At 70.2% G+C, this 21799-nt stretch carries 19 protein-coding genes; 11 read left to right on the forward strand and 8 right to left on the reverse strand.

Annotation, left to right across the window (positions count from 1 at the left end; all coding sequences use genetic code 11):
* Positions 1-249: 249 nt before the first annotated feature.
* The 3 genes from HD596_RS51715 to HD596_RS51725 form a co-directional block, all read right to left on the reverse strand.
* A complete protein-coding gene (locus HD596_RS51715) occupies positions 250-1068 on the reverse strand; it encodes an ACT domain-containing protein (RefSeq protein WP_185076801.1) in 819 nt (272 codons plus the stop codon).
* 99 nt (positions 1069-1167) lie between these two features.
* Complete coding sequence (locus tag HD596_RS51720; protein ID WP_185076802.1) at positions 1168-3240, reverse strand: alpha-galactosidase; 2073 nt, start codon at positions 3238-3240, stop codon at positions 1168-1170.
* A gap of 167 nt (positions 3241-3407) precedes the next feature.
* A complete protein-coding gene (locus tag HD596_RS51725; RefSeq protein WP_185076803.1) occupies positions 3408-4115 on the reverse strand; it encodes a hypothetical protein in 708 nt (235 codons plus the stop codon).
* A gap of 140 nt (positions 4116-4255) precedes the next feature.
* Here HD596_RS51725 and HD596_RS51730 point away from each other — a divergent pair, with 140 nt between their 5' ends.
* The 3 genes from HD596_RS51730 (at position 4256) to HD596_RS51740 (ending at position 6802) form a co-directional block, all read left to right on the forward strand.
* A complete protein-coding gene (locus HD596_RS51730; RefSeq protein ID WP_185076804.1) occupies positions 4256-4840 on the forward strand; it encodes a TetR/AcrR family transcriptional regulator in 585 nt (194 codons plus the stop codon).
* A gap of 192 nt (positions 4841-5032) precedes the next feature.
* Entirely contained in the window at positions 5033-5356 is a 324-nt protein-coding gene (locus HD596_RS51735) for an STAS domain-containing protein (protein ID WP_185076805.1), read from the forward strand.
* Between the two features lie 27 nt (positions 5357-5383).
* Entirely contained in the window at positions 5384-6802 is a 1419-nt protein-coding gene (locus HD596_RS51740; RefSeq protein WP_185076806.1) for an RNB domain-containing ribonuclease, read from the forward strand.
* Between the two features lie 43 nt (positions 6803-6845).
* Here the strand turns inward: HD596_RS51740 and HD596_RS51745 are convergent, their stop codons facing one another.
* From HD596_RS51745 to HD596_RS51755, 3 genes are all read right to left on the reverse strand, one after another.
* Entirely contained in the window at positions 6846-7016 is a 171-nt protein-coding gene (locus HD596_RS51745; protein WP_185076807.1) for a hypothetical protein, read from the reverse strand.
* Between the two features lie 193 nt (positions 7017-7209).
* Positions 7210-7779, reverse strand: a complete 570-nt coding sequence (locus HD596_RS51750; protein WP_185076808.1) for a TetR/AcrR family transcriptional regulator — start codon at positions 7777-7779, stop codon at positions 7210-7212.
* A gap of 371 nt (positions 7780-8150) precedes the next feature.
* Positions 8151-8690: an alcohol dehydrogenase catalytic domain-containing protein gene (locus tag HD596_RS51755; RefSeq protein ID WP_221519998.1), complete on the reverse strand. Its 540-nt coding sequence runs from the start codon at positions 8688-8690 to the stop codon at positions 8151-8153.
* Between the two features lie 365 nt (positions 8691-9055).
* Between HD596_RS51755 and HD596_RS51760 the strand changes: the two genes are divergently transcribed.
* The 5 genes from HD596_RS51760 (at position 9056) to HD596_RS51780 (ending at position 13885) form a co-directional block, all read left to right on the forward strand.
* Positions 9056-9529, forward strand: a complete 474-nt coding sequence (locus tag HD596_RS51760; RefSeq protein ID WP_185076809.1) for a GbsR/MarR family transcriptional regulator — start codon at positions 9056-9058, stop codon at positions 9527-9529.
* Positions 9519-10688 (forward strand): FAD-dependent monooxygenase, encoded by a 1170-nt coding sequence (locus HD596_RS51765; RefSeq protein ID WP_185076810.1) that lies wholly within the window; start codon positions 9519-9521, stop codon positions 10686-10688. The genes HD596_RS51760 and HD596_RS51765 overlap by 11 nt, the downstream gene beginning before the upstream one ends.
* Positions 10685-11635: an alpha/beta hydrolase gene (locus HD596_RS51770; RefSeq protein ID WP_185076811.1), complete on the forward strand. Its 951-nt coding sequence runs from the start codon at positions 10685-10687 to the stop codon at positions 11633-11635. Before HD596_RS51765 ends, HD596_RS51770 begins: the two co-directional genes overlap by 4 nt.
* A gap of 1186 nt (positions 11636-12821) precedes the next feature.
* Positions 12822-13622, forward strand: coding sequence for a tetratricopeptide repeat protein (locus tag HD596_RS51775; RefSeq protein ID WP_185076812.1), 801 nt, complete (start codon positions 12822-12824; stop codon positions 13620-13622).
* Positions 13619-13885 (forward strand): hypothetical protein, encoded by a 267-nt coding sequence (locus HD596_RS51780; protein WP_185076813.1) that lies wholly within the window; start codon positions 13619-13621, stop codon positions 13883-13885. Before HD596_RS51775 ends, HD596_RS51780 begins: the two co-directional genes overlap by 4 nt.
* 380 nt (positions 13886-14265) lie before the next feature.
* Here HD596_RS51780 and HD596_RS51785 read toward each other — a convergent pair whose 3' ends face one another.
* On the reverse strand, positions 14266-14616 hold the full coding sequence (locus HD596_RS51785) for an STAS domain-containing protein (RefSeq protein ID WP_185076814.1): 351 nt from the start codon (positions 14614-14616) through the stop codon (positions 14266-14268).
* Between the two features lie 1040 nt (positions 14617-15656).
* Between HD596_RS51785 and HD596_RS51790 the strand changes: the two genes are divergently transcribed.
* The 3 genes from HD596_RS51790 to HD596_RS51800 all read left to right on the forward strand — a co-directional run bounded on the left by HD596_RS51790 (position 15657) and on the right by HD596_RS51800 (position 21316).
* Complete coding sequence (locus HD596_RS51790; RefSeq protein WP_185076815.1) at positions 15657-18548, forward strand: glycosyl hydrolase family 95 catalytic domain-containing protein; 2892 nt, start codon at positions 15657-15659, stop codon at positions 18546-18548.
* A 268-nt stretch (positions 18549-18816) separates the two neighbouring features.
* The gene (locus HD596_RS51795; protein ID WP_185076816.1) at positions 18817-20754 is read left to right on the forward strand and encodes an AbfB domain-containing protein; all 1938 of its coding nucleotides are present in this window, start codon (positions 18817-18819) and stop codon (positions 20752-20754) included.
* 133 nt (positions 20755-20887) lie between these two features.
* Positions 20888-21316 carry a hypothetical protein gene (locus HD596_RS51800; protein ID WP_185076817.1) on the forward strand — a complete coding sequence of 143 codons (429 nt, stop codon included), beginning with the start codon at positions 20888-20890 and terminating at the stop codon, positions 21314-21316.
* Positions 21317-21506: 190 nt separating this feature from the next.
* Here the strand turns inward: HD596_RS51800 and HD596_RS51805 are convergent, their stop codons facing one another.
* Positions 21507-21722, reverse strand: a complete 216-nt coding sequence (locus tag HD596_RS51805) for a hypothetical protein (RefSeq protein ID WP_185076818.1) — start codon at positions 21720-21722, stop codon at positions 21507-21509.
* Positions 21723-21799 lie beyond the last annotated feature (77 nt).

Consider the following 21799-nt stretch of genomic DNA (forward strand, 5'->3'; position numbering starts at 1 on the left):
CCGGAAGAACCCGCCCCCACCCCGGCTGCGGGCCCTCCCGGCGGCTCCGGCTGGCGTCCTTGCCGTGCCCACGTCTGGACGCTGGGGGGCCCACCTCCTCGGGCGCGCGCGTTGCGCCGAACCGCACCGCACCACGTCTCGCCGACCCGACGCTTGGAGGGCCTGCTCGCAGGATGGCGCTGAACCGGTCCTGACGGGCGAGCGCGGGGTCAGGCCGAGCCGCCGTAGCGGGCGTAGGCGGGCACGAAGTCACTCCGAGCCGGTGTAGCGGGCCTGGCGGGCGGTGGCGGTGAGGGCCGCCGCCCGGGCCGCTTCCGTGGGTGTGAACGGCAGCTCGGGACGCCGGACCAGCAACGCCCGGTCCGGATTGACGGAGATCACCATCGTGGTGTTGAGCTCGGCCCCCTCGTCCACCGTGTCACCCGGCCGCCGCCACTCCACCTCCGGCACCCGCAGCAGCTCCGCCATCGCCTCCGGCAGCCGGTCCGGGTCCGCGCTCACCCGCTGCGCCAGCACCAGCGCCTGGACGCCGGGGTCGGTGAGGTCCTTGACCTGCGCGGGCACGATCACGACGTCATGCCCGCCCGCCTCCGTCAGCGCCCCGGCCAGCGCCTCCTGCGCCAGCCCCGGCGGCGCCTCGATGACGAACTCGTCCAGCGCGTCACACCCCGCGGGCGTGATCGCGCTGCTGCCGGTCGGCGCGATGTGCAGTGCCAGGATGTTGCAGCCCAGCCGCCCGAACGCCCCCGCCACCGCGGCGAGCCGCCCCGGCCGCTCCACCACCCGCATGCGGATGCGCCACAGCACCATGGCCGCCCCCGCGCCCTCCTCCACGGGCAGCGCGGGGGCCTTGCGTACGGGGCGGTGGCCCAGCCGCTTGTGGACCACCGCCCCCACGATCAACGCCGCCCCCAGCCCGACCATCACCACCGGACCCGGTTCGCGGTGGCCGAGCAGGGTCGCGAGCAGGTGCGCCAGGCCGACCGCGAGGAACAGCGCGGCCAGCTCGACGATCTCTCGCCACCAGGAGCGCCGATTGCCGTTAACCACCTTGGGTGCATCGCTCATGCACCCCAGTGTGTGCGGGGCGTGTTTCGTGATCACGAACGGCGCGGTTGCGGCGGCATTAAACCGCGCTAACCGCATGACCCGTTCGTGACAGGCCCCTTAGACCCGCTCGACCTCGAAGACCAGCGCCGACTCGGCCCGCAGCACGGGAGCGGGCAGCCCCAGCTCGCCCAGGACCGCGCCGCTCAGCCGCACCGGGCCCGCGGTCCACTCCGGCAGCCCGGCCGCGCGGGGCTTGGGGCCCGCGACCCGCACCTCGTACGTCGCCGCCGGGTCGAGCCCCGGCAGCCGCAGCGGCGCGGGCCCGATCGCGACCCTGGAGGTGAGCTGGACGAACGCGAACACCCCGCGCTCCGGCAGCACCACCCCGTGCAGCAGCGCCGACGGGTCCGGGTGGTCGGCCCGCACCACCCGCCCGCCGTGCAGCGTCGGCCGCAGCCGCTTGTGCAGGGCGATCCACTCGGCCAGTTCCTCCAGCTCCGCCTGGCTCACCGAGGTCAGGTCCCACTCCACGCCCATGTGACCGAACAGCGCGGTCGCGGCCCGGAAGGCCAGCGGCAGCGACCGGCCCGTGATGTGGTCCTGCGGCGCGCCGACGTGGCTGCCCATCCGCTCCGGCGGCACGAGCAGCCCGGTCCAGCGCTGGATCGCCTGCCGGTCGAGCGCGTCGTTGCTGTCCGACGTCCACACCCGGTCGGTACGCGCCAGGACGCCGTAGTCGACGCGGGCCCCGCCCGACGAGCACGACTCGATCTCCAGCTCGGGGTGGCGGGCCCGCAGCTCGTCCAGCAGCCGGTACGTGGCCAGCGTCTGCGCGTGCACCCCGGGCACCCCGTCGTGCACCGGCTCGGCGATGTCGCGGTTGTGGTCCCACTTGATGTAGTCGAGCGCGTACTCGCTCACCAGGCTGTCCAGCCGCTCCAGCAGGTAGTCGTACGCCTCGGGCCTGGCCAGGTCGAGCACCTGCTGGTTGCGCTGCGGCGGCGGCATGCGCTCGGACCGTCCGAGGATCCAGTCGGGGTGCGCGCGCAGCAGGTCGGAGTCCGGGTTGACCATCTCCGGCTCGAACCACAGCCCGAACTGCATGCCGAGCTTGCGCACGTGCTCGGCGAGGGGGTTCAGGCCGTCCGGCCAGACGCCCTCGTCGACGTACCAGTCGCCGAGCCCGGCCCGGTCGTCGCGGCGATGGCGGAACCAGCCGTCGTCGAGTACGAACCGCTCGATCCCCGCCGCCGCGGCCTTGTCGGCCAGCTCCAGCAGCCGGTCGAGGCCGTGGTCGAAGTAGGTGGCCTCCCAGTTGTTCAGCGTGACCGGGCGGACCCCCAGCGGGCGGGCGGCGCGCAGGTGGTCGTGCAGCCGCGTGCTCGCCTCGTCCAGCCCGCCGCCCGACCAGGTGAAGTACACCTGCGGCGTGCGGTAGCTCTCCCCCTCGGCCAGCACGATCTCGCCGGGCTCCAGCAGCTCGCCCGCCGCCACCAGCGCCGGCCCCTCGGCCAGGCGCTCGGCGTAGTGGAGGTGGTTGCCGCTCCAGCCCGCGTGCACCCCCCACACCTCGCCGCCGCGGAACCCGAACCCGGCGGTCCCGGCCACCAGCAGCCCCGTGCCGTCGTGCCCGGTCCGGCCGCGCCGGTTCTCGCGCGACCACACGCCGTAACCGAACGCCGTGCGCTGCGGCACCTTCTCCAGCGCCCACCGGCCGGTGAAGTCCAGCAGCTCGCCGGCGCGCGCCGGCACCGGCAGCGCGCAGACCAGCCCCTCCAGCCGGTACGGGGCGGCGGCGGTGTTCGTCAGCGTGTGCCGCATCGTCACCAGGCCGCCGGCGTCCATGGCCAGCTCGGTGACCAGTTCCAGGCCCGCGCGGGCGTCGGAGGCCGCGACGGTGACCGTGCCGCCCCGGCCGGGCGTCGCGTCCGCGTCGAGCCGGTCCAGCGTCCAGCGCACCGGCCAGTGTTCGCCGTCCCGGCCGCCCGACAGGCCCGGCCTGCCGTACCAGTTGTCTCCCTGGGCGGGCAGCAGCGGCGGCGCGGCGGTGAGGGAGGCCAGCGCGGGCGTCAGCTCGTCGCCGGTCGCGGACCCGAGGTCGGCGCCGAAGTGGCGCACGCGCGGCAGGCCGGTGCCCGAGGCGTCCAGCACCAGGGCGGCTCCCGCGGCGGAGAGGATGAGGGGTGACAAGTCGGACTCCTCGTTCAGCTCAGCGTTACGACGCGAACCTACAGGAACAGCACACTTGCCTCGATCATGGGGCGGCCCCTCCGGGGGCAGGAGCCGGAGGGGGTGAAAAGCGTCAGACGGAGATCCGCCCGTCGTGGACGCCGCTCTGCCCTGCGTGCGGCGGGGCGTCAGGCGGGCTCGGGCGTGCTGCCGAGCACGACGCGCAGGTCCGCCTGCGTAGGCGGCTTCGTCCAGGTGAGCCCCGGCCCCCCGGCGGCGATCAGGCGCGGCGCGACCTCGCGCAGCAACTCCCCGGCCGCGGCCTCGGGCTGCTTCTCCCTGGCCTCCCGGTACTGCTCGAGCACCCTGGCCAGGTCGAGCATCATCGTGTTGGTCTCACGCACGGTGACCTGCAACGCTCCAATGGCCGGGTCGGCCGACCAGGGGCACTCGCCGGACACGGCCTCGCGCACCGCCTCGGCGAAGGCGGCCCGGTCCATGCCGTCCACCTCGCCGTCCAGCCAGTCCTCGCGCAGGTTCAGCACCCCCGGCCGCTCCACCGCCCCGAGGTGCGCGATCAGGGCCACCACCGTGCCCTGCGGATCGTGCAGCGCGGCGTCCCCCCTGGCCGCGAAGGCGTCGGCGAGCAGGTGCAGCGAGATCAGCCGGGGCGGCTCGTACGTCGTGAGCACCCCCTGCCTGCCGCGCGCCCGCAGCGGGTAGGCCCGCAGACCCTCCATGAACGCGGGCTCGACCTCCGCCGGGATCCCGAGGTCCATGTCCGCCTCGACCGTGGTGCCGGCGTCACCGGCGTCACGGCCGGCCGGGTCACGCCGGAACCACCAGACCATCGCCCCCACGACAATGGCGGCCAGCACTACCACTGCGATCCACACGATGTTGTTTGCTTTCCCCTCGTACCTGACAGCGGTAGCAGCGTAGTGTGCTCCGACCGGATGAATACGCAAATTTCTGCAAATGCGGCTAAGCGCACCCGCGGATCGTGTATGCCCTGGCGGCTGACAGAATTGGAAAGGTGACAGATGGCATCCTGACACCGGACCAGATCCTCGCCGCGGCCCAGGACGTCCTGCGCCGTTACGGTCCGGCCAAGGCCACGGTCGTCGACGTCGCCCGCGCGCTCGGCGTCAGCCACGGCAGCGTCTACCGGCACTTCCCCAGCAAGACGGCCCTGCGCGAGGCCGTGACCCAGCGCTGGCTCGACCAGTCGCACGCGGAGCTGGCCACCGTGCTGGCCTCCGACGCCCCGGCCGGCGTGCGGCTGCGCGAATGGCTGGGCGCGCTGTTCCGCTCCAAGCGCAAGCGGGCGCTGGACGACCCCGAGCTGTTCGCCACCTACGTGGCCCTGGTGACCGAGTCCAGCCAGGTCGTCGAGGGACACGTCGCCGACCTGGTCGGCCAGATCCGGCAGATCGTGGACGCCGGGCTCGAGCGGGGCGAGTTCGCCGCCCCAGACCCCGCCGCCACGGCCCGCGCCGTCTTCGACGCGGCGATACGCTTCCACAACCCGGCGCACGCCGCCGAATGGAGCCGGCCGGGCATCGAGGATGACTTCACCGCTCTGTGTGATCTCATCCTTCTCGGGCTCGAAGTCCGCTGATGGTGTGGTGTTTTTACATCTGGTAACCGGAATTGTTGTCCTGGCGGATTAGCTCTCTCCACCTGCATCTCCGTTCAGCCCTGAACAGACATGTAGACTCGGAGCCGAACGCTGTCGCTCTCAGTGACGCCACGGGCCGGCCCGCGCCACCGGTAGGAGGTTCCCGGCCCTGACAGAGCGCGGAGCCGCTTCATGGAGCCACTCCAGCTGACCACCACCCGCCGCAACGGGACCCTGACCGTCAGCGTGTCCGGCGAGCTCGACATCGCCACCACCGAACGCCTGCGCGCCCACCTGCTCGACCTGCTGCAGGAGGCGGGACGCGCCCCGCACAAGCAGGTCGCGCTGGTCATCGAGATGAGCCGGCTGACCTTCATCGACGCCGCCGGGCTCGGCATCCTCGTCAGCGCCCGCAACCACGCCCAGGCCCAGCAGGTTCCGCTGCGCCTCACGGGCGTCCCGCCGGCCGTCCGGCGGCTGCTGCGCATCACCGGCCTGGAGGCGCGCCTCACCTGAACGCCCGCCACCTGTAGGTTGTCAGGCGTGATTCAGGTTCCCGATCAGATACCCCTGAAGCTGGAGGACGGGTTCGAACGCGTCAGGCGGGAGCTCGACCTGCCGGACGACTTCCCCCGCGCCGTGCTCGACGAGGCCGCGTGGGTGGCGCGGGTGCCGCGGCTCGACGCCGAGGACCTGTCCGACGTGCCGTTCGTCACCATCGACCCGCCCGGCTCGATGGACCTCGACCAGGCCGTGCATCTGGAGCGGCTGCGCGCCGGCTACCGCGTCTGGTACGCGATCGCCGACGTCGGCGCGTTCGTCCGGCCGGGCGGCCCCATCGACGCCGAGGCCCGCACCAGGGGCGAGACCGTCTACCTGCCCGCGGGCAAGGTGCCGCTGCACCCCAAGGTCCTGTCGGAGGACGCGGCCAGCCTGCTGCCCGGCGCCCTGCGGCCGGCCGCGGTCTGGCGCATCGACCTCGACGCCGACGGCCGCACGGTCGGCGCCGACGTGCAGCGCGCGCTCGTGCGCAGCCGCGAGCGCCTCGACTACGCCTATGTGCAGGCGGCCGTCGACACCGGCACCGCCGACGCCGTCCTGGGGCTGCTGGCCGAGATCGGCCGCCTGCGCCTGGCCCTCGAACGCGAGCGCGGCGGCGTCACCCTGCCCACCCCCGAGCAGGAGGTGGTCTCCGACGGCGACGGCGCCTACCGGCTGGAGTTCCGGCTGCCGCTGCCCGCCGAGGCGTGGAACGCGCAGATCTCCCTGCTGACCGGCATGGCCGCGGCCTCGATGATGCTCGACGCCGAGATCGGCATCCTGCGCGTGCTGCCCCGGCCGCACGCCGACGACCTGGCCAAGGTCCGCCGGGTGGCCCAGGCGCTGGACGTCCCCTGGCCCGACGGGGCCGCCTACGGCGCCGTGGTGCACGACCTGGATCCGCAGAACCCGCAGCAGGCGGCGTTCCTGCACGAGTCGAAGGTGCTGCTGCGCGGCGCGGGCTACGTGGCCTTCGACGGCGCGCCGCCCAAGCTGGCCGAGCACGCGGCGGTGGCGGCGCCGTACGCGCACGTCACGGCTCCGCTGCGGCGCCTGGTCGACCGGTACGCGACCGAGGTGTGCCTGGCGGTCGCGGCGGGCGTGCCGGTGCCGTCCGACATCCGGGCGGGCCTGGCGGCCCTGCCCGCCATCATGAGCTCGACCGGGCGGCGCGCCGGGGCGGTGGAGCGGGCGTCCGTGGACCTGGTGGAGGCGTTCCTGCTGCGGGAGCGGATCGGGCAGGCGTTCGACGCGGTGGTGATCGACGTGGACGAGCGCCGCGGGGGCGGGCAGGTGCAGCTCGTCGACCCGGCCGTGATCGCGCGCTGCGACGGCCCGCTCCCCCTCGGCGAGCGGGTCACGGTACGCCTGACGCAGGCGGACCCGGCCACCCGCGAGGTCCGCTTCACCCTGGCGACGTGAACCTCGGGCGACTGCGGGGCCGCGCGCGGCCCCGCACCGGGCGTCACTTCTTCAGCGGACTCCATCCCGCGCCCACGCCCATGAGGTGGAGCGCGACGCAGAGCAGCCCGGCGGTACCGAGCGTGGCGACCGTGACCACGCTGCCGACCGCGAGGCCGGCGATCTCGAAGACGAGGGCGAGCACGAACAGCAGGGCGGCGACAAGGGCGAACATGTGATGGCTACCTCCGAACGGGGCCGGCCGGACGCCGCGCATCCGAGGGGGCTGGCCTCGGCGAGTGCGTCCGAGGATGTCTCTGACATGGGGATTTCCAGCACGATCGGCCGAAAAACTGCCCCGAAGGTGACGTTGCGTGAACGAACGACGACACCGATTTGACCGGCCGGTCAGTCTCCCGGCATGGGGCTCAGACCCCTTTCACCCGCATGCCGTCGCAGACCACATCAGCCATCCGTACGGCCGCCCCTCTGGCCCGGGCCCTGCGCTCGGCCACCAGGCACCCGCGCAGCAGATCCAGCACGTCCTCCCCCGCCAGATCCCCGCGCGCCGCCCCGGCCCGCTGCGCCCTGACCAGTAATCGGGCGACGGCCCTGCCGAGATCGTCCTGCAACGAGACCTTCATCCCGGCCCCGCTGTCGAGCATGTCGCACAGCGCCTGGCTCTCCGACGCCTGCTCGACCACCTTGGCGAACCAGGCGAAGAACGCCTTCCCGGGATCCTCCGCCGTGGCCAGCGCGCGGGCGTCGGCCACGAACCGCTCGATCCGCCCCAGCAGCACCGCCTCGAACAGCGCCTCCTTGGTCGGGAAGTGCCGGTAGACGGTGCCCACCCCGAACCCGGCCCGCCGCGCGATCTCGTCGAAGGAGATCGTCAGGCCGTCACTGGCCAGGGCCTCCTGCGCGATCTGCAGCACCCGCTCCCGGTTCCGCCGGGCGTCGGCCCGCAGCGGCCGGGCCGAGCTGTGGTCGTCGCCCATGAACGAACCTGCCTTCAACAACCGGAGGGATCTCTCCGATTCTATCGACCACCCCTCGGCCCCGCGCCAGCCGTGGTCAGCCGGCGTGGCGCTCGGTGACGATGTGGTCGCCAATGCCGGGGGCCGCTCCCCCTGCTGCCCGGCGCGCCCGGCTGCGCGACCCTCATCACCAGCCGCCCCCGCCTGACCACGCTGGTGACCGCACACGCCGTCGACCTGCCGATGATGCCCCACGAGCAGGCGCTCGACCTCCTGCACAACCTCTGTGCTCAACCCCGTACAGGTGAACGTGCTCAGTTGGTGATGCGCTGACCACGGGCTCTCGTCAGTCCGCAATGGACGGTCGACGGCGTCGGTCGGCAGGGCACTTCTCATGCCACCTTGATGACAACCTCGGCGGTGTAGTCGATGAACCGCACCCCGATGGCTTCGGCGTGCTCGCGCTTGGCGGTACTCCCGGTGCCGATCACACGCAGCTCGCGCCCGATGGCCAGCCGGGCGACGGCGAGGCCGACCCCGCCTCCGACCCCGTTGACCAGGACCGTGGCACCGGCCGGGAGGCCGAGCTGGTCGAGCGCATCCACCGCGGTCGTCCCGGCCACTGGCAGCGTTGCCGCCACGGTCGCGGACAGACCCGCCGGGATGCGGGCGGTGTTCGGCGCGGACAGCACCGTCGTCTCGGCGTAGGTGCCGCCACCGGCGCGCGCGAAGCCGAAGACCGCGTCACCCACCTCGAGCCCGTCAACGTCCTCGCCCCGGGCGAGAACGGTTCCCGCTGCCTCCATGCCCAGCACTCGGGGGAACGGACGTCCGCCGTCGAGCCCGGGGACCAGACCCGAGCGCAGGTCGTCGATGTCAAGGGCGACGAGCTCGTGGACGCGGGTGCCGGTGTAGAACGTGGTGTAGCTCATGGCGCGGTCGCGGGGCGGGGACAGTTAGATCTCGCAGAAGGCGGACCCGGGTGCGCGGCTCGAGCGCCCGCGGAGCGAGGTTGGGCAGTTTGATCCGTTCGGCTGCCGCGGGACCGATGCCGAGGCGGCGGTTGAGATCGTCGACTGCGGTCAGGTGCGCGTTGACGGCGGTGGGCTTGCGCACCCGGGAGAGGTAGTTGCTGACGGTTTCGCCGTCGGGCGGAGAGCCAGGCTTGGTGAGGTCGCTTCGTACGCAAGATCCAACGCGCCACAGTCTCCCCCTCCATCCCCACGGACCATCTCTTGCGTTTACGCAAAGTTCAGTACATACTGAATTTTATAGACGATTGAGATAGGTGGAGGGAATGACAGACGATCGGGAGCGAATCCTGGAGTGGGTGGAGCGGGCGGCGGTGTTCTGCACGGATGAGTACGCCGTGCCGCCCATCGCCGGCCGCGTGCTGGCCTGGTTGATGATCTGCGATCCGCCGGAGCAGTCGGCGGGCCAGATCGCCGAGGCGATCGGCGCGAGCAGGGCGTCGCTGGCCACCAGCATGCGCCTGCTCATCGACGCCGGATTCGTGCGCCGCCGCACCCGTCCGGGGCAGAAGACTCACTACTACCGGGTGGACGACGACGCCTGGGAACGGGTCGTCCGGCGCAGGGTCGCGGGCCTGGCCGCGTTCCGTGAGATCACCGCGGCGGGCATGGAGCTGACCGGCTCCGATCCGGTGCGCACCGGGCGGCTGCGCGCGGCGCACAACGTCTTCGACTGGATGGACAAGGCCTTCGCGAGCATGCCCGGGCCGCAGCACGAGGGAGATGCCGATGAGGCGTGAGCAGGGCCGCAGCGCGATCGTGGCCGGGGCCGGGATCGGCGGGCTGGCCGCGGCCGTCGGCCTGCTGCGCGGCGGATGGGACGTGACCGTGCTGGAGCAGGCCCGGGAGCTGGGAGAGGTGGGCGCCGGCTGGTCGTTCGCGCCGAACGCGTTGCGCGCGGCCGACGCCCTGGGCGTCGGCGAGGAGTTCCGGGCGTGCTCGGTGCCCACCGAGGCGGGCGCCACGATGCGGCTGCCGGACGGGACCTATCTGATGCGGTTCCAGCCGGACGCCGACCCGGCGCTGCTCGCCAACCACCGTGCCGACCTGCAGCGCGTGCTGGCCCGGCACGTGCCGGCAGAGCAGATCCGTACCAGCGCTGCGGTGACCGGCGTCCGCCAGGACGGCGACGGCGTCACCGTCACCTGCCGGGACGGCGGCGAGGTGCGGGCCGATCTGCTGGTCGGGGCGGACGGCATCCACAGCACCGTACGCCGCCGCGTCTGGCCGGACGCGCCCGAGCCCGTCTTCCAGCGCATCCTGTGCTGGCGTGGGGTGACAGAGCCAGGCGCGGTCGGGCCGGTGAGCGGGTTTCAGACCTGGGGCCGCGGCGCCCGGTTCGGCGCGCACCCGTTGATCGGCGAGCGGGTGTTCTGGTTCCTCACCGTCCGCCAGGAGCAGCCGGGCCTGCGCTTCGACGACGATCTCGGCGAGGTCTCGGCCAGGACGCGCGGCTGGCACGACCCCATCGCGGCGCTGCTGGCCGCCACGCCGCCCGAAGCGGTGCTGTGCCACGACATCTACGACCTGGACCCGCTGCCCTCCTACGCCAAGGGCCGCATCGCACTGCTCGGCGACGCCGCCCACGCGATGACCCCCTTCCTGGCCCAAGGCGCCTGCCAGGCACTGGAGGACGCCGTCGTACTCGCAGCCGAGGCAGCCCGGACGAGCTCCGTCCCACAGGCCCTGAACCGCTACGACCAGGCCCGCCGCCCCCGCACCCAGCAGGTGCAGCGCATGGCCAGGACCGACCCCAAGCTCAGCCTGTCCACCAGCGGTGCCACCTACCGGCTCATGACCACGATGACCCGCCTGGCCTCCTCCGGCGTGGCCCGCCGCAAGAGCGCCCGGCTCTGGGACTGGACCCCACCCCCTCTCTCCACAGAAGGCACACGATGACGATCGAGCACATCAGGTTCCGCAGCGGCGACGTACACTGCGCGGCCGACCTCTACCTGCCGCAGGAAGCCGACGGGCCGGTGCCCGGCGTGGTGATGGGGCACAGCGTCCACATGGTCAAGGAGGCACTGGCGCCCGGCGCCGCCTACCTGGTCCGTGCCGGTTTCGCCGTCCTCGCCATCGACTACCGCACCATCGGCGCCAGTGAGGGCCACCCGCGCGGCCAGGTCTTCCCGCACCGCTACGTCGACGACGTCCGCAACGCCATCACCTACCTGCAAGGCCGACCCGAGGTCGACGCGGCCAGGATCGGGTTGTGGGGGCACAGCCTGGGCGCCACCGTGGCGATCCAGGCGGCCGCGATCGACCGCCGAGTCGCATGCGTCGCCTGCCAGAACCCCAGCATGTTCAATGGCTGGCGCGCGATGGAGAAGGCCCGCGGCCGGGCCGGCGTCCAAGCGATCCTCGATGTCGTCGATCAGGACCTGCGGCAACGCCAGGAGACGGGGAAGGGGATGCGCATGCCGCTGCTCGGCACCGGCGATCCGCACATCGTGGACTACCTGCAGCTGGCCAAGGAGGTCTACCCTACGTTCGACGACGAGGTGGAGGCCGAGTCGCTGGCCCAGGTGCTGCTCTGGGTGCCGGAGGCGTTCATTGAGCGCGTCGCCCCCCGGCCACTCCTCATGGTCACCGGGCGCGAGGATCTCACCCACGACATCGACGAGGTCCTGGCCGCCTACGACCAAGCCCGCGAACCGAAACGCCTGGAGATCCTGCCATATGACGAACGCGGCCTGTCCGTAGAACCCGGACTCGGCCAAGCGATGAGCCTCGCGGCCGAGTGGTTCCACCGACACCTGATCGAGGCAGAGCCGTTCGTCCCCTCCCCACCGGCCAGCGAGGTACGCGCCAAGGGCTTGCGCCCCGAATTCACTTCTCAGTAATCGGGGGGTCGGTGCACAGGCGTTCGCGTTGCTCCTGGTCAGAGCACGACCGGATGGCTCCGGGCTCGAACACAGCGGGGATGGCGAGCTGCCGAAGGGGTGGGCGGCAGCGGCGGATCCCGCGATACGGGCGTGAAGCGGGAACGACGCCGAGGGCTGCCGCATGATCTTTCGCAGGAAGAAGCCGGAACCGCAGAGCCTTGCCGCCAACGGGCCGGCCAGTGTCGTCGCGACCAACGCCACCGACGTGAGCACCAGCGTCCACTATGGCCTCGCTCCTGGCTCCGTCCGAGCGGCGGGTGACGTCCGCGGACCCGAACGCCTGGTCCGGCTTCCCTTCCACCTGCGGACCTTCGTCGGCCGCACGACCGAACTCACCTTGCTCGACCAGGCGCTCGTTGGGCCCGGAAGCGCGGTCATCTACGCCGCACACGGCCTCGACGGCATCGGCAAGAGCGCCTTGGCCGCCCACTGGGCTGACCGGCGGCGTACCGACCATGGCGTCATCTGGTGGATCACCGCCGACTCTCCCGCCGCCCTGCGCACGGGCCTCGCCGACCTGGCCGTCGCCCCCCAGCCCGACGAGGCCCTCGAGTTACTCCGCCGTGTCTCCGACGCCACCGACCTGACTGGCGCCGCCGATTTGTGCGCCGACCTGGACTACCTGCCCCTGGCCATTGAACAGGTCGGTGCCTACCTGCTGCACACCGGCCTAAGCCCCGCGGAATCCCTGCGGCTCCTCGACACCTCTGACCCCATCGACAGCGACGTCGAACATGCTGTCACCCGCCTGTGGCACATCACCCTCGACCGTCTCACCCCCGAAGCCGCCCGCCTCCTGCGCCTCCTCGCCTGGTCCCGAAGAAATCCCCCGCTCGCTCCTCACCCCGCTCCTGCCGGAACCCGCTCTCGCCTCCGCCCTGGACACCTTCGCCGACTACCGCCTGATCTCCCTCGCGGACGACACCATCTCGGTACACCGGCGGGTGCAGTCCCTCGCCCGCACTCCCGGCCCCCGCCGCAGCCCCCAAGAGATCACCCAAGCCCGCGCCCAAGCGGTCGACCTCCTGCGCGAAGCGATGGAACCTCTCGTGGGCGGCCCTCAAGCCTTCCGCCTCATGAATCCGTTCATCCCCCACGCTGAGGTCCTCCTCGACCACATCCCCCCGAGGATGACACCTCCGACATGGTGCTCTTACTCGGCATCGTCGGCTCCCAATTCCTCGTCTGGAACCGGTATGAAAAGGCGGTCGTCCTCTTCGAGCGCGCCCTGGCGGCCGGACGCACATGGACGAATCAGCCCCGCGAGGTCATGTTCCAGCTGGAGAACAACCTGGCCGTCGCCCATGGCTGCATGGGCGACCATGAAACCGCTCTCGCGCTCCTGCGAGAGCGCATCGCCAACTACACCACCGAACTCGGCGCCGACGCCCCGCTCACCGCCGAGGCACGGTTGAACCTCGCCGACGCTCTCCAGGCCGCACAACGGTCCAGTGAAGCCGCCACCCTCCTTGAGGAGATCATCGCCGAGGCCACACCGGTCCTCGGTGCCGACCATCGCCTGCTCCAGCAGACCACCGCAAGGCTCACCCAACTCCGTATCCAGACAGCGGGATCATCCGCGATCCCGCTGCTTGAAGACGTCTATAACAGCCACCTCCGCGACCACGGCATCGACGACGTCCAAACCAGCACCGCCCGCGTCCGGCTCATCGAGGCGTACATGGAAGAACGGGACTACACCCGCGCGATCCCGCTCCTGGAACAAGAGCACGCCCACAAGGCCGACCGCTTCGGCCTCGACCACGACAGTGCCATCACCGTGCGCTCCCAGCTCGTCCTGGCCTGCGTCTCCACCGGGGACACCGAACGCCTCCGGCCCCTGGGCACCCGGATCGGTCTCGACCTGGACCTCACCCTCGGCCCAGACCGCCCCTCCGCCCGATCCCTCCGCGACGCCCTCCCGTTCTTGCTGGACGGGGCATGACCCCTGCGGTGGTCCGGACGGCGAAAGCGGGCGCCACGCTCGCCGTCGCGGCGACCGTGAACGTGGCCACTTCCCTGATCACTGACGACCTCACCGCGGGTTGGCTGGCGGCCGGCGTTACCACGCGGGTCGAGACCTCCACGGCATCGCCCCACCACGGCCCCGAACCCGGACCGGGCATCAGCGCACCGGGACGCGGCGCCCTCGCCGCGGGTGGCGACATCGACCAGGCCCACACCGAAGGCCGGGAACCCGGCCCTTGACGGCCCTCCCCTGCGTACGGGCCCTTTCAGGCGTGTTCGTAGGGCTGTGAGGGAGAGCTGGTGAAGGGGGAAGAGAGACGGCAGGACCCGGTGCGGCGGCAGCAGCTCTACGATCCAGCGAGCGAGCTCGAAGAATCATCCCCGATCTTGTCACTGATGGTGAACAGAGCAGCATTCGGTATCAATCGTGGGGTTGCTGTTCAGCTGACCTGGCCGGACTCAATCGCGTGTACCTGGTGACAGCAGTCTTACCGACACCCGTTTCACCCGGCGCCTTCCCCGCATCACCTGACGCGCTGCCCTGGGCCGCGCTGCCGTCAGAGGTGTTGCCATGGGCGGTGCTGCGGTCGGCGGCGGATGGGCTCGCGGCCTCTGGTGTGTCAATCGCGAGTGGGCCAGGCCGAGGCGTGCGTCAGGTCGCTGTAAGGGGGGAACAGATCCACCAGCTGGGTGACCGTGAGCAGCCGGGCCAGGCTGCCCTGCACGCCGATCAGCCGCAGCGCCCCGCCACGTTTCTCGGCCCGGCGCTGGGCCTCGATGAGGACCCACAGGCCATGGGAGTCACAAAACTCCAGCTGCGCGGTATCGACCACGATGCGCGGCCGGGATGCGGTCAACAGCTCATCCAGCGCGTGCAGCAGGGTGAGGTGGGTCTGGTGATCCAGCTCTCCCGCCAACCCCAGGAGGGCGAAGCGGGGACGCTGCTTGATAGTGATCGTTAACTGTGTCATGCCTTTCGGATGGGGGTCGACTCGGGACAGGAAGCCTGTCCCGTGCTGCGGCGATGGACACCTGGCCCGGCCGCCGTAGCCACTTCAGCGATTCCCTCTACCCCGCTCTTCGGCGGCTAAATATCGACTCACACGCTGCCTTGCCGATCGGGCGCGTTCCTGGCGCTCGAAGCCTGGCGCGGCCGGCGTCCGCCGCCACAGGTCTCAGGGCGTATCCCGGCGCGGCGCCTCCGTCTCGACGCCGTGAGCCCGAGCTTGCCGGTCTTGCCCGGCCGCCAGGCGGTGTAGCCGCTCCAGCTGCCGGCGGAGCGCCGACACGGCAGCACTGGTCTGGGCCGGCAGCAAAGAGGCTGCCTGATCCATGCGCTCAGCCGCCGCTGCCGCGTCGTCGTCGGGAACGTCGTCGGCACGCCCTTGGGCCGGTGCACCCCATCGACGGGACGGGGTCTTCGCGCCCGCGTCTGCTCGCGGCCCGGGCCGCCTCCTCAGGCTCCAGACGCTCGGCGCGCTCGCGCAGCGCCGGCACCTGCCTGCGTGCGCCCACCCACAGGGTCATCTTGTCCCCCGACCTCCCCGACCCCAGCCCCTGCGACCAAAATCGTTAGTCAGCAGGCTCTTACAGAGGTGGGACGATTCCGCTGGCCACCAGCTGCGTTCACAAATAACAGGCGGAAGTAACCCGCGAAGCCGAGCTCGCCGCAACCGTCCTGACACCTGGTCTTCTGCCGATGAAAATTTCACGAATGGTCCAGGGGAATCGCCGGTCATCCCCACGATCCGAAGCCGGGTTGCGCGGCATCGCTAGTCCCCCTTGACGCCATACATTGGACGTCATACGTTTCGGCGAACCTATTCCTTGTCGGATGCCTTGTCGCGTTGACGAACCACATCGTTTCCTCAGGTCCGGAGTCGACGTTCTACCGCATGCCCCACATCACGGTGTTTCGTCGAACGGCGACTGGTACGGGGCGATGAACCAGCCATGGCGGCACGGGCGGCATTAGGTAAAACCATCACCCACCTCGCCATCAGGAGTTTCGATGAGCACGCCGATGAACCGTCGACACTTCATCGCCACCACTGTGGCCACCGCCGGCGCTGCCGGGCTGCCTCCGGCAATCTTCGATGGCCGAGCGGCTGCTGCCGTGCCGCCGCAGCTGACGCTGCCGCAACGCGGCATCTACGATACGGCCGCCGCGGCAGGTTGGACCGATGCCTTCCTGACCGGCAACGGTGAGTACGGGGCCATGCTCTACGGTGCGCCCAGCCTGGAGAAGGTGGTCTTCACCCATCATCGGTTCGTGATGCCCAACGGCACCCGTAACGTGACTCCGCCGGTGCTGTCGGGCCGATTGGCGGGGGTCAGGGACAAGGCGCTTGCCGGCGACTTCAGCGGTGCCACCAGTGACTTCACCTCCGGCTGGTCGTTGCGCTGGACCCAGACCTTCCATCCGGGCTATGAGCTGCAGATCAGCACCCCAGAAATGACGACGGTCAACAACTACGCCCGGATCACCGATTTCAGGACCGGTGAGGTCACCTCGACGTGGACCGACGGTTACGGTACGTGGAGCCGCCGGGCTTTCGCGTCCCGAGCCGACGGGGTCATCGTCCACGAGCTCACTCCCGCGCCGGGCCGGACGATCGACACCACGCTCGGCGTCAACACGGTCCTGAGCGGCGTGCCGGGGTCCGTCGGTTTCACCACCCTGGCCACGGTCGGCAACGGTGACGGCTACCTGAACCTGCGGGGCAGATACCCCGCCGGGCAGGGGGCGTTCGGCTATGAGGGCGTCACCCGGGTGATCGCGACCGGCGGTTCGGTACGGGTGAGCGGGTCGGCCATCGTGGTGGCCTCGGCGACCAAGCTCGTGCTGCTGACCAAACTCGACCGCTACGAGTCGTCCACCGCGTGGGACGCGAAACCGCTGCACACGGCGCTGGCCGCGCTGAGCGCCGACTACACGGGCTTGCTCACGCGGCATACTGCCCTGCACACCGCGCTGTACGACCGTTCACGCCTCGACCTGAACGTCAGCGCCGCCGATCGGCAATTGTCGACCAGCGAGTTGATCGCGCGGCAGAATGCCAACCGCAATGTCATCGACCTCGCGTTGTTGGAGCGGATGTACGACTCCGGCCGTTACCTGTTCCTCAGTTCCAGCGGCATCCTGCCGCCGCGGCTGACCGGCCTGTGGACGGGCGCCTGGGACGCGGCATGGGCCGGCGACTTCACCACCGACGCCAACGTCAACTTCCAGGTCGCAGGCGGCAACATCCTGTCCCTCACCGAAGCCATGGACGGCTACTTCAACCTGATTCTCGGCCAGATCAACGACTGGCGCACCAACGCCAGAAACCTCTACGGCGCTCGCGGCCTGCTCGCTCCCTCCCGGACCGACGGCGAGTACGGCAAGATGCTGCACTTCGACGGCGGGTTCCCCGGGCACACCTGGATTGGCGGCGCCGACTGGCTGCTCTATCCACTGCTCGAGTACTACCAGGTCACCGGTGACGCCACCTTCTATCGCACCAAGCTCGCTCCGGTCCTGATCGAGCTCGCGTCGTTCTACGAGGACTTCCTCACCCGCACCGACGCCAACGGCAAGGTCATCTTCGTGCCGTGCTTCTCCATGGAGAACAGCCCCGGCAACACGGGCAGGCAGTTGTCGATCAATGCGACCGGCGAGATCGCCGCGGGCAAGCACGCGCTGCAGGCCGCCATCGAGGCTGCCAACTTCCTCGGGACCGAGCAGGGCCCAGGCCAAGGCGTGCAACGCTGGACCGCCTTGCTGGCCAAGATACCCGATTACCGGATCAACGGCGACGGGGCGCTCGCGGAATGGTCGTGGCCCAGCCTGAGCGACCGATACAACCACCGTCACGTACAGCACATGTACCCGCTCTGGCCGCTGCACGAGATCAACCCCGAAGACAAACCCGACCTGATCCGCTACGCGAGCCGCGCCCTGGATCTGCGAGGGGACGAGGCAGGGGAGGCTCACGGCGCCATCCACCGCAGCCTCGCCCGAGCCCGGCTCAAGGACGGCGTCGGCGTGTACACCAACGTGCGGAAGATTCTGGGCAACAACATGATCTTCCGGTCGTTGATGACCTCGCACAACCCGAACCTGGCGATCTACAACGCCGATGCCGCCAATTCGCTGCCCGCGATTCTCGCCGAGGCATTGATCTACACGAGGCCCGGCATCCTGGAGTTGCTGCCCGCCCTGCCCGATCAGTTCGCCAAGGGCACGATCACCGGCGTGCGCGGCCGCAACCGCATCCGGATCGAGTCCCTCACATGGGACCTCGGCGCCCGGACCGTCACCGCCACCGTCGTCTCCGACATCACCCAGACCGTAACGCTCATCTCCCGGCGCGGAATCGCTTCCGTTTCCACCGGTGCGAGCGTCGCCGCCTCGCCGTTGGGCAGCTACGCCAGGCAGGTGTCGCTCACCGCAGGTACGACTACCCGGATCACCGTCGAGTTGGGCGCCGGCGGCCCGTCCACCGGCGTCGTCCGCCTGGTCAACCGCAACAGCGGTAAGGTGCTTGACGTCTCGGGCGCCTCCACCGCCGACGGCGCCGCCATCGTCCAATGGCGCTGGAGCGGCGGGCCCAACCAGCAGTGGCGGATGTCGCAGAACTCCGACGGCTCCTTACGGCTGTCCGGTGTCGGCAGCGGCAAGGTCCTCAGCAGCCCGAACGCCAACCAGGGCGCCGCCCTCGTCCAGGCGACCGATAACAACGGCGCGAACCAGCAGTGGAAACTCCTTCCCGCAGCCACAAGCGGCTACTACCGACTCGTCAACATCGGCAACGGATTGTGCGCGGACGTCGAAGGGGGCTCCACAGCCGACGGCGCCCGAATCATCCAATGGGCTGGCAACAACGGCGCCAACCAGGAATGGCAGATCGTCACCATATGACACCCCGGACCCACCCACGCGTTCCGTCGCACTACCTCGCTGCCGAGGTTGTCACTTCAGGTGTCTTTACTTGATTCGGCCTGGATAGGCGGTGCATTGCTGCACCGAGGCCCCCTCAGAACCGTGCGGGCCACTCCTCGCGGCACACGGCTCAAGCAAGCCCCGGATGAAATCGCGAACGCCCCGGTATGTTTCTGTTATCCCCATCCGTCCCCTCCGTCACTCTCACCAAAGCCTCCACACGGGAGGCAACGGCAGTAAGGCAGCAATGATCGACAAGAGCTGTGCAAACTCCTCAGCCCGCCATCTGGCTCTCACCGCGCTGGCGACGGCGGTGGCCCTCTGTGGCGCCCCGGGGCCGGCGGCATCCGCCGCCGTGCGCACCGCCATCCCAGCGGCGCTACACGGCGGCACGGGCCTGCCCGATCCGGGAACCGACCCCGTCTTCTCCTCCGATGGGGAGCTGAGCAGGAAGGAGACCTATACCTACCGGCCGTCCAAACCGGGCGACCACGCCTTGCCGTCCGGCACGTTCCTGCTGTCCTACGACGTGTCCCAAGCCTCGCGGCACCCCTTGAAGGCGCAGCTCGTCAAGGCCCGAGCGGAGCTCGCCCGCAGCACGGGCATCGCGCTCTACCTCACCGGCGGAACCGCGCTCAACGACACCGACCTGAGGGCGGTGCAGACGGCCGGCAACGCCGAGAGCGCGGGCGGGCTCGGGCTGACCAACTTGAACCGACTGCACATCTACAACCTGCGATCCCTCCAGGGCGGCACAGAGTGCACACCGGACTCCGGACTGGCCTGCGCCGGGCAGATCGCACGCGGCGGGCGCTCACCGTACCTGTGGTACAACGGGTGGTGGGGGTCGTGGGTCAGGCACCTGGTGCTGGACGATCTGCAGGACGTCAAGCCCGGCTCCTTCAGCAACCACAACTTCGCCTCAGTCAGCTTGAAGGCGGCCCGCACCGTCGGGGCGATGGCGTTCGGACACGGGCCTTACGCCAAACTGAGCGTGCTCTATCTGCCCAGCGTCACGGAGATCGGCGCGAACGCGTTCCGCCGCAACCAGTACCTGACCAAGGTCAATCTCCCGCGGGTGCGCACCATCGACGACTTCGCGTTCGACGACGCTTCCCGCCTGCGCTACTTCAACGCCCCCGAACTGGAGTCGATCGGCCGGAACGGACTGAACGACAGCCACGTGTTGGAAGCGGTCAACCTGCCCAAGCTCCGCTACATGGGCATCAACTGCTTCGATCTCAACGGTGACGCCGCCGCCGGGACAGGCGTCAAGGTGCTGCGGCTGCCAAGCCTGCAGACGCTGGACAAGAACGCCATCGTCCACCTCGCCTCCCTCAAGGAGCTGTACGCGCCCGCGCTGACGACCGCCTGGCATGACTCGATATCCGGCAACGCGAGCCTCGAATCGGTCTACGCACCGAGCCTGAGCAAGCTCGGTCCGCGCGTCTTCGCTCAGACTCCCCGCCTGCGAGCGCTGTACCTCGGCCAGAAGCCACCCGCCCAGGACGCCGCCGCGTTCACAGGAGCCGACCCGGCGAAGCTGACCATCTACTACACCGGCGACACCTCCGCCTGGGCGAGCTTCGTACCGGCGGGCAATCCCACGATCAAGCTGGTCAAACGGAATCCGGACACGGCACCTTCCGCCACCCCGTCGGCCGGCCCCCTGCCGGCCCAGACTTCCGCGCCGAATCCGCCGGCCACGGCATCCCCGTCGCCTACGTCAACACCGGCGCCTGCCGGACTGCCCACAGGCGTCACGCGGTCTTTCCGATCGCTCGACACTCCTCCACTGTTCATCCAGGCGTCCGGCGGCTTCGCCCGGCTAGCCGCCATCCGCGAGGACGATCCGGCCGCAGCCCGGCAGCGCGCCGGCTTGCGCATCGTGCCGGGCCTCGCCGACCCCAAGGGATACTCATTCGTCGGCCCCGACGGCCGCTACCTACGCCATAAGAACTTCCGGCTGCGTTTCGACCTCAGGGATGGCAGTTCCTTGTTCAACAAGGACGCCACCTTCTACGCCCGTCCCGGCTCGACCGCCGCATCGGTGACACTGGAGTCGTTCAACTACCCGAACCGGGTCGTCGTCCAGCGCAACCGTCAGCTATGGCTCCTTCCCCGGCAGGCGACCGCCGCCTTCCGCGCCGCAAGCTCCTTCCAGCCGGTCCTGCCTCTCCGCTGAACCTTGACGGCTCGACGGGCAGCGTATGTCCTCGCGCGCTGCCCGTCAGCGGATCGGGAGGACGCTGCGCCTACGCCTCGACAAAGGTCACACTTGCCACCGCCGCGGCACGGCCGACCACACCGCCTGGGCCGTGGTCGCGCAGCGCGAGCTCACCCTGGCCCACGCCGTCGAGAAAGCGGCGCGATCACGGGGATACGCGCTCCACGTGACGACCGACGCTCCCGAGCCGGGCAAGCTGCTTGAGCGGTTCCGCGAGCTCACCGCCCCCAGGTCGACGGAGTGGTCATCGTGCCGGGGTGCGCGTTCGGTGGACGCATCCGGACTTGACCTGGTCGGCCTGCCGCGAGTGCAACTGAACACGACAAATCCGCTGCCCGGGGAGACCGAGTACTCCTGGCCGGCGCTGAGCTCAGTACGACAGCCCATCGAGGCGGTGGCCGAGGCATCCGTCGACCGGCTACTTGATCAACACAGTGCCGAGCGCCGACACGAAACCTTCTTCGGGACGCTCATCCCGCGCGCCTCCTGCGGCCCGCATCCGGTACGGAGCCCTAGGTGAACGGTCTGAAGCGCGACCTGCGCGTGTTGGCGGCTACGTGACGGCGCCGGTCATTTGCCCGGATATGAAGTGCTTCTGGCCGATGACACAGACGAAAGGACCGGAATGACGGCGAGGGTGGAGGCCGCGAACACGAGTCTCCACGAGGTGCTGAACTGGCCCCGGAAGGCGACGCCGCTCGAATATCGAGTTACGCGGCCTGAGCAGCGTGGTGGTATTCGTTGATCGCGCCTGCGGCGACGGCGATGTGAACGTCGATACCCATCGAGCCCTCGCGCCGGATGACTGCTTCCGGCGCGAAGAACCCTGCGACATGGAAGGCCTCGCTGTGGACGGACGGCGGATTATTGCTTTGGTGGGCTGCAACCCGAGCCTCGTGTGCGGCGGGCGGCTCAGATCGCTTCACCGTGGCCGTGGTGTTCTTCGTCGGGGGGTGACGTAGCCGATGCCCTCGTGCAGCCGGACGGTGTTGTAGAAGGTGCG

Origin of the sequence: Nonomuraea jabiensis, assembly GCF_014204795.1 — a bacterium.
In the GTDB taxonomy this organism is placed as follows: Bacteria; Actinomycetota; Actinomycetes; order Streptosporangiales; family Streptosporangiaceae; genus Nonomuraea; species Nonomuraea jabiensis.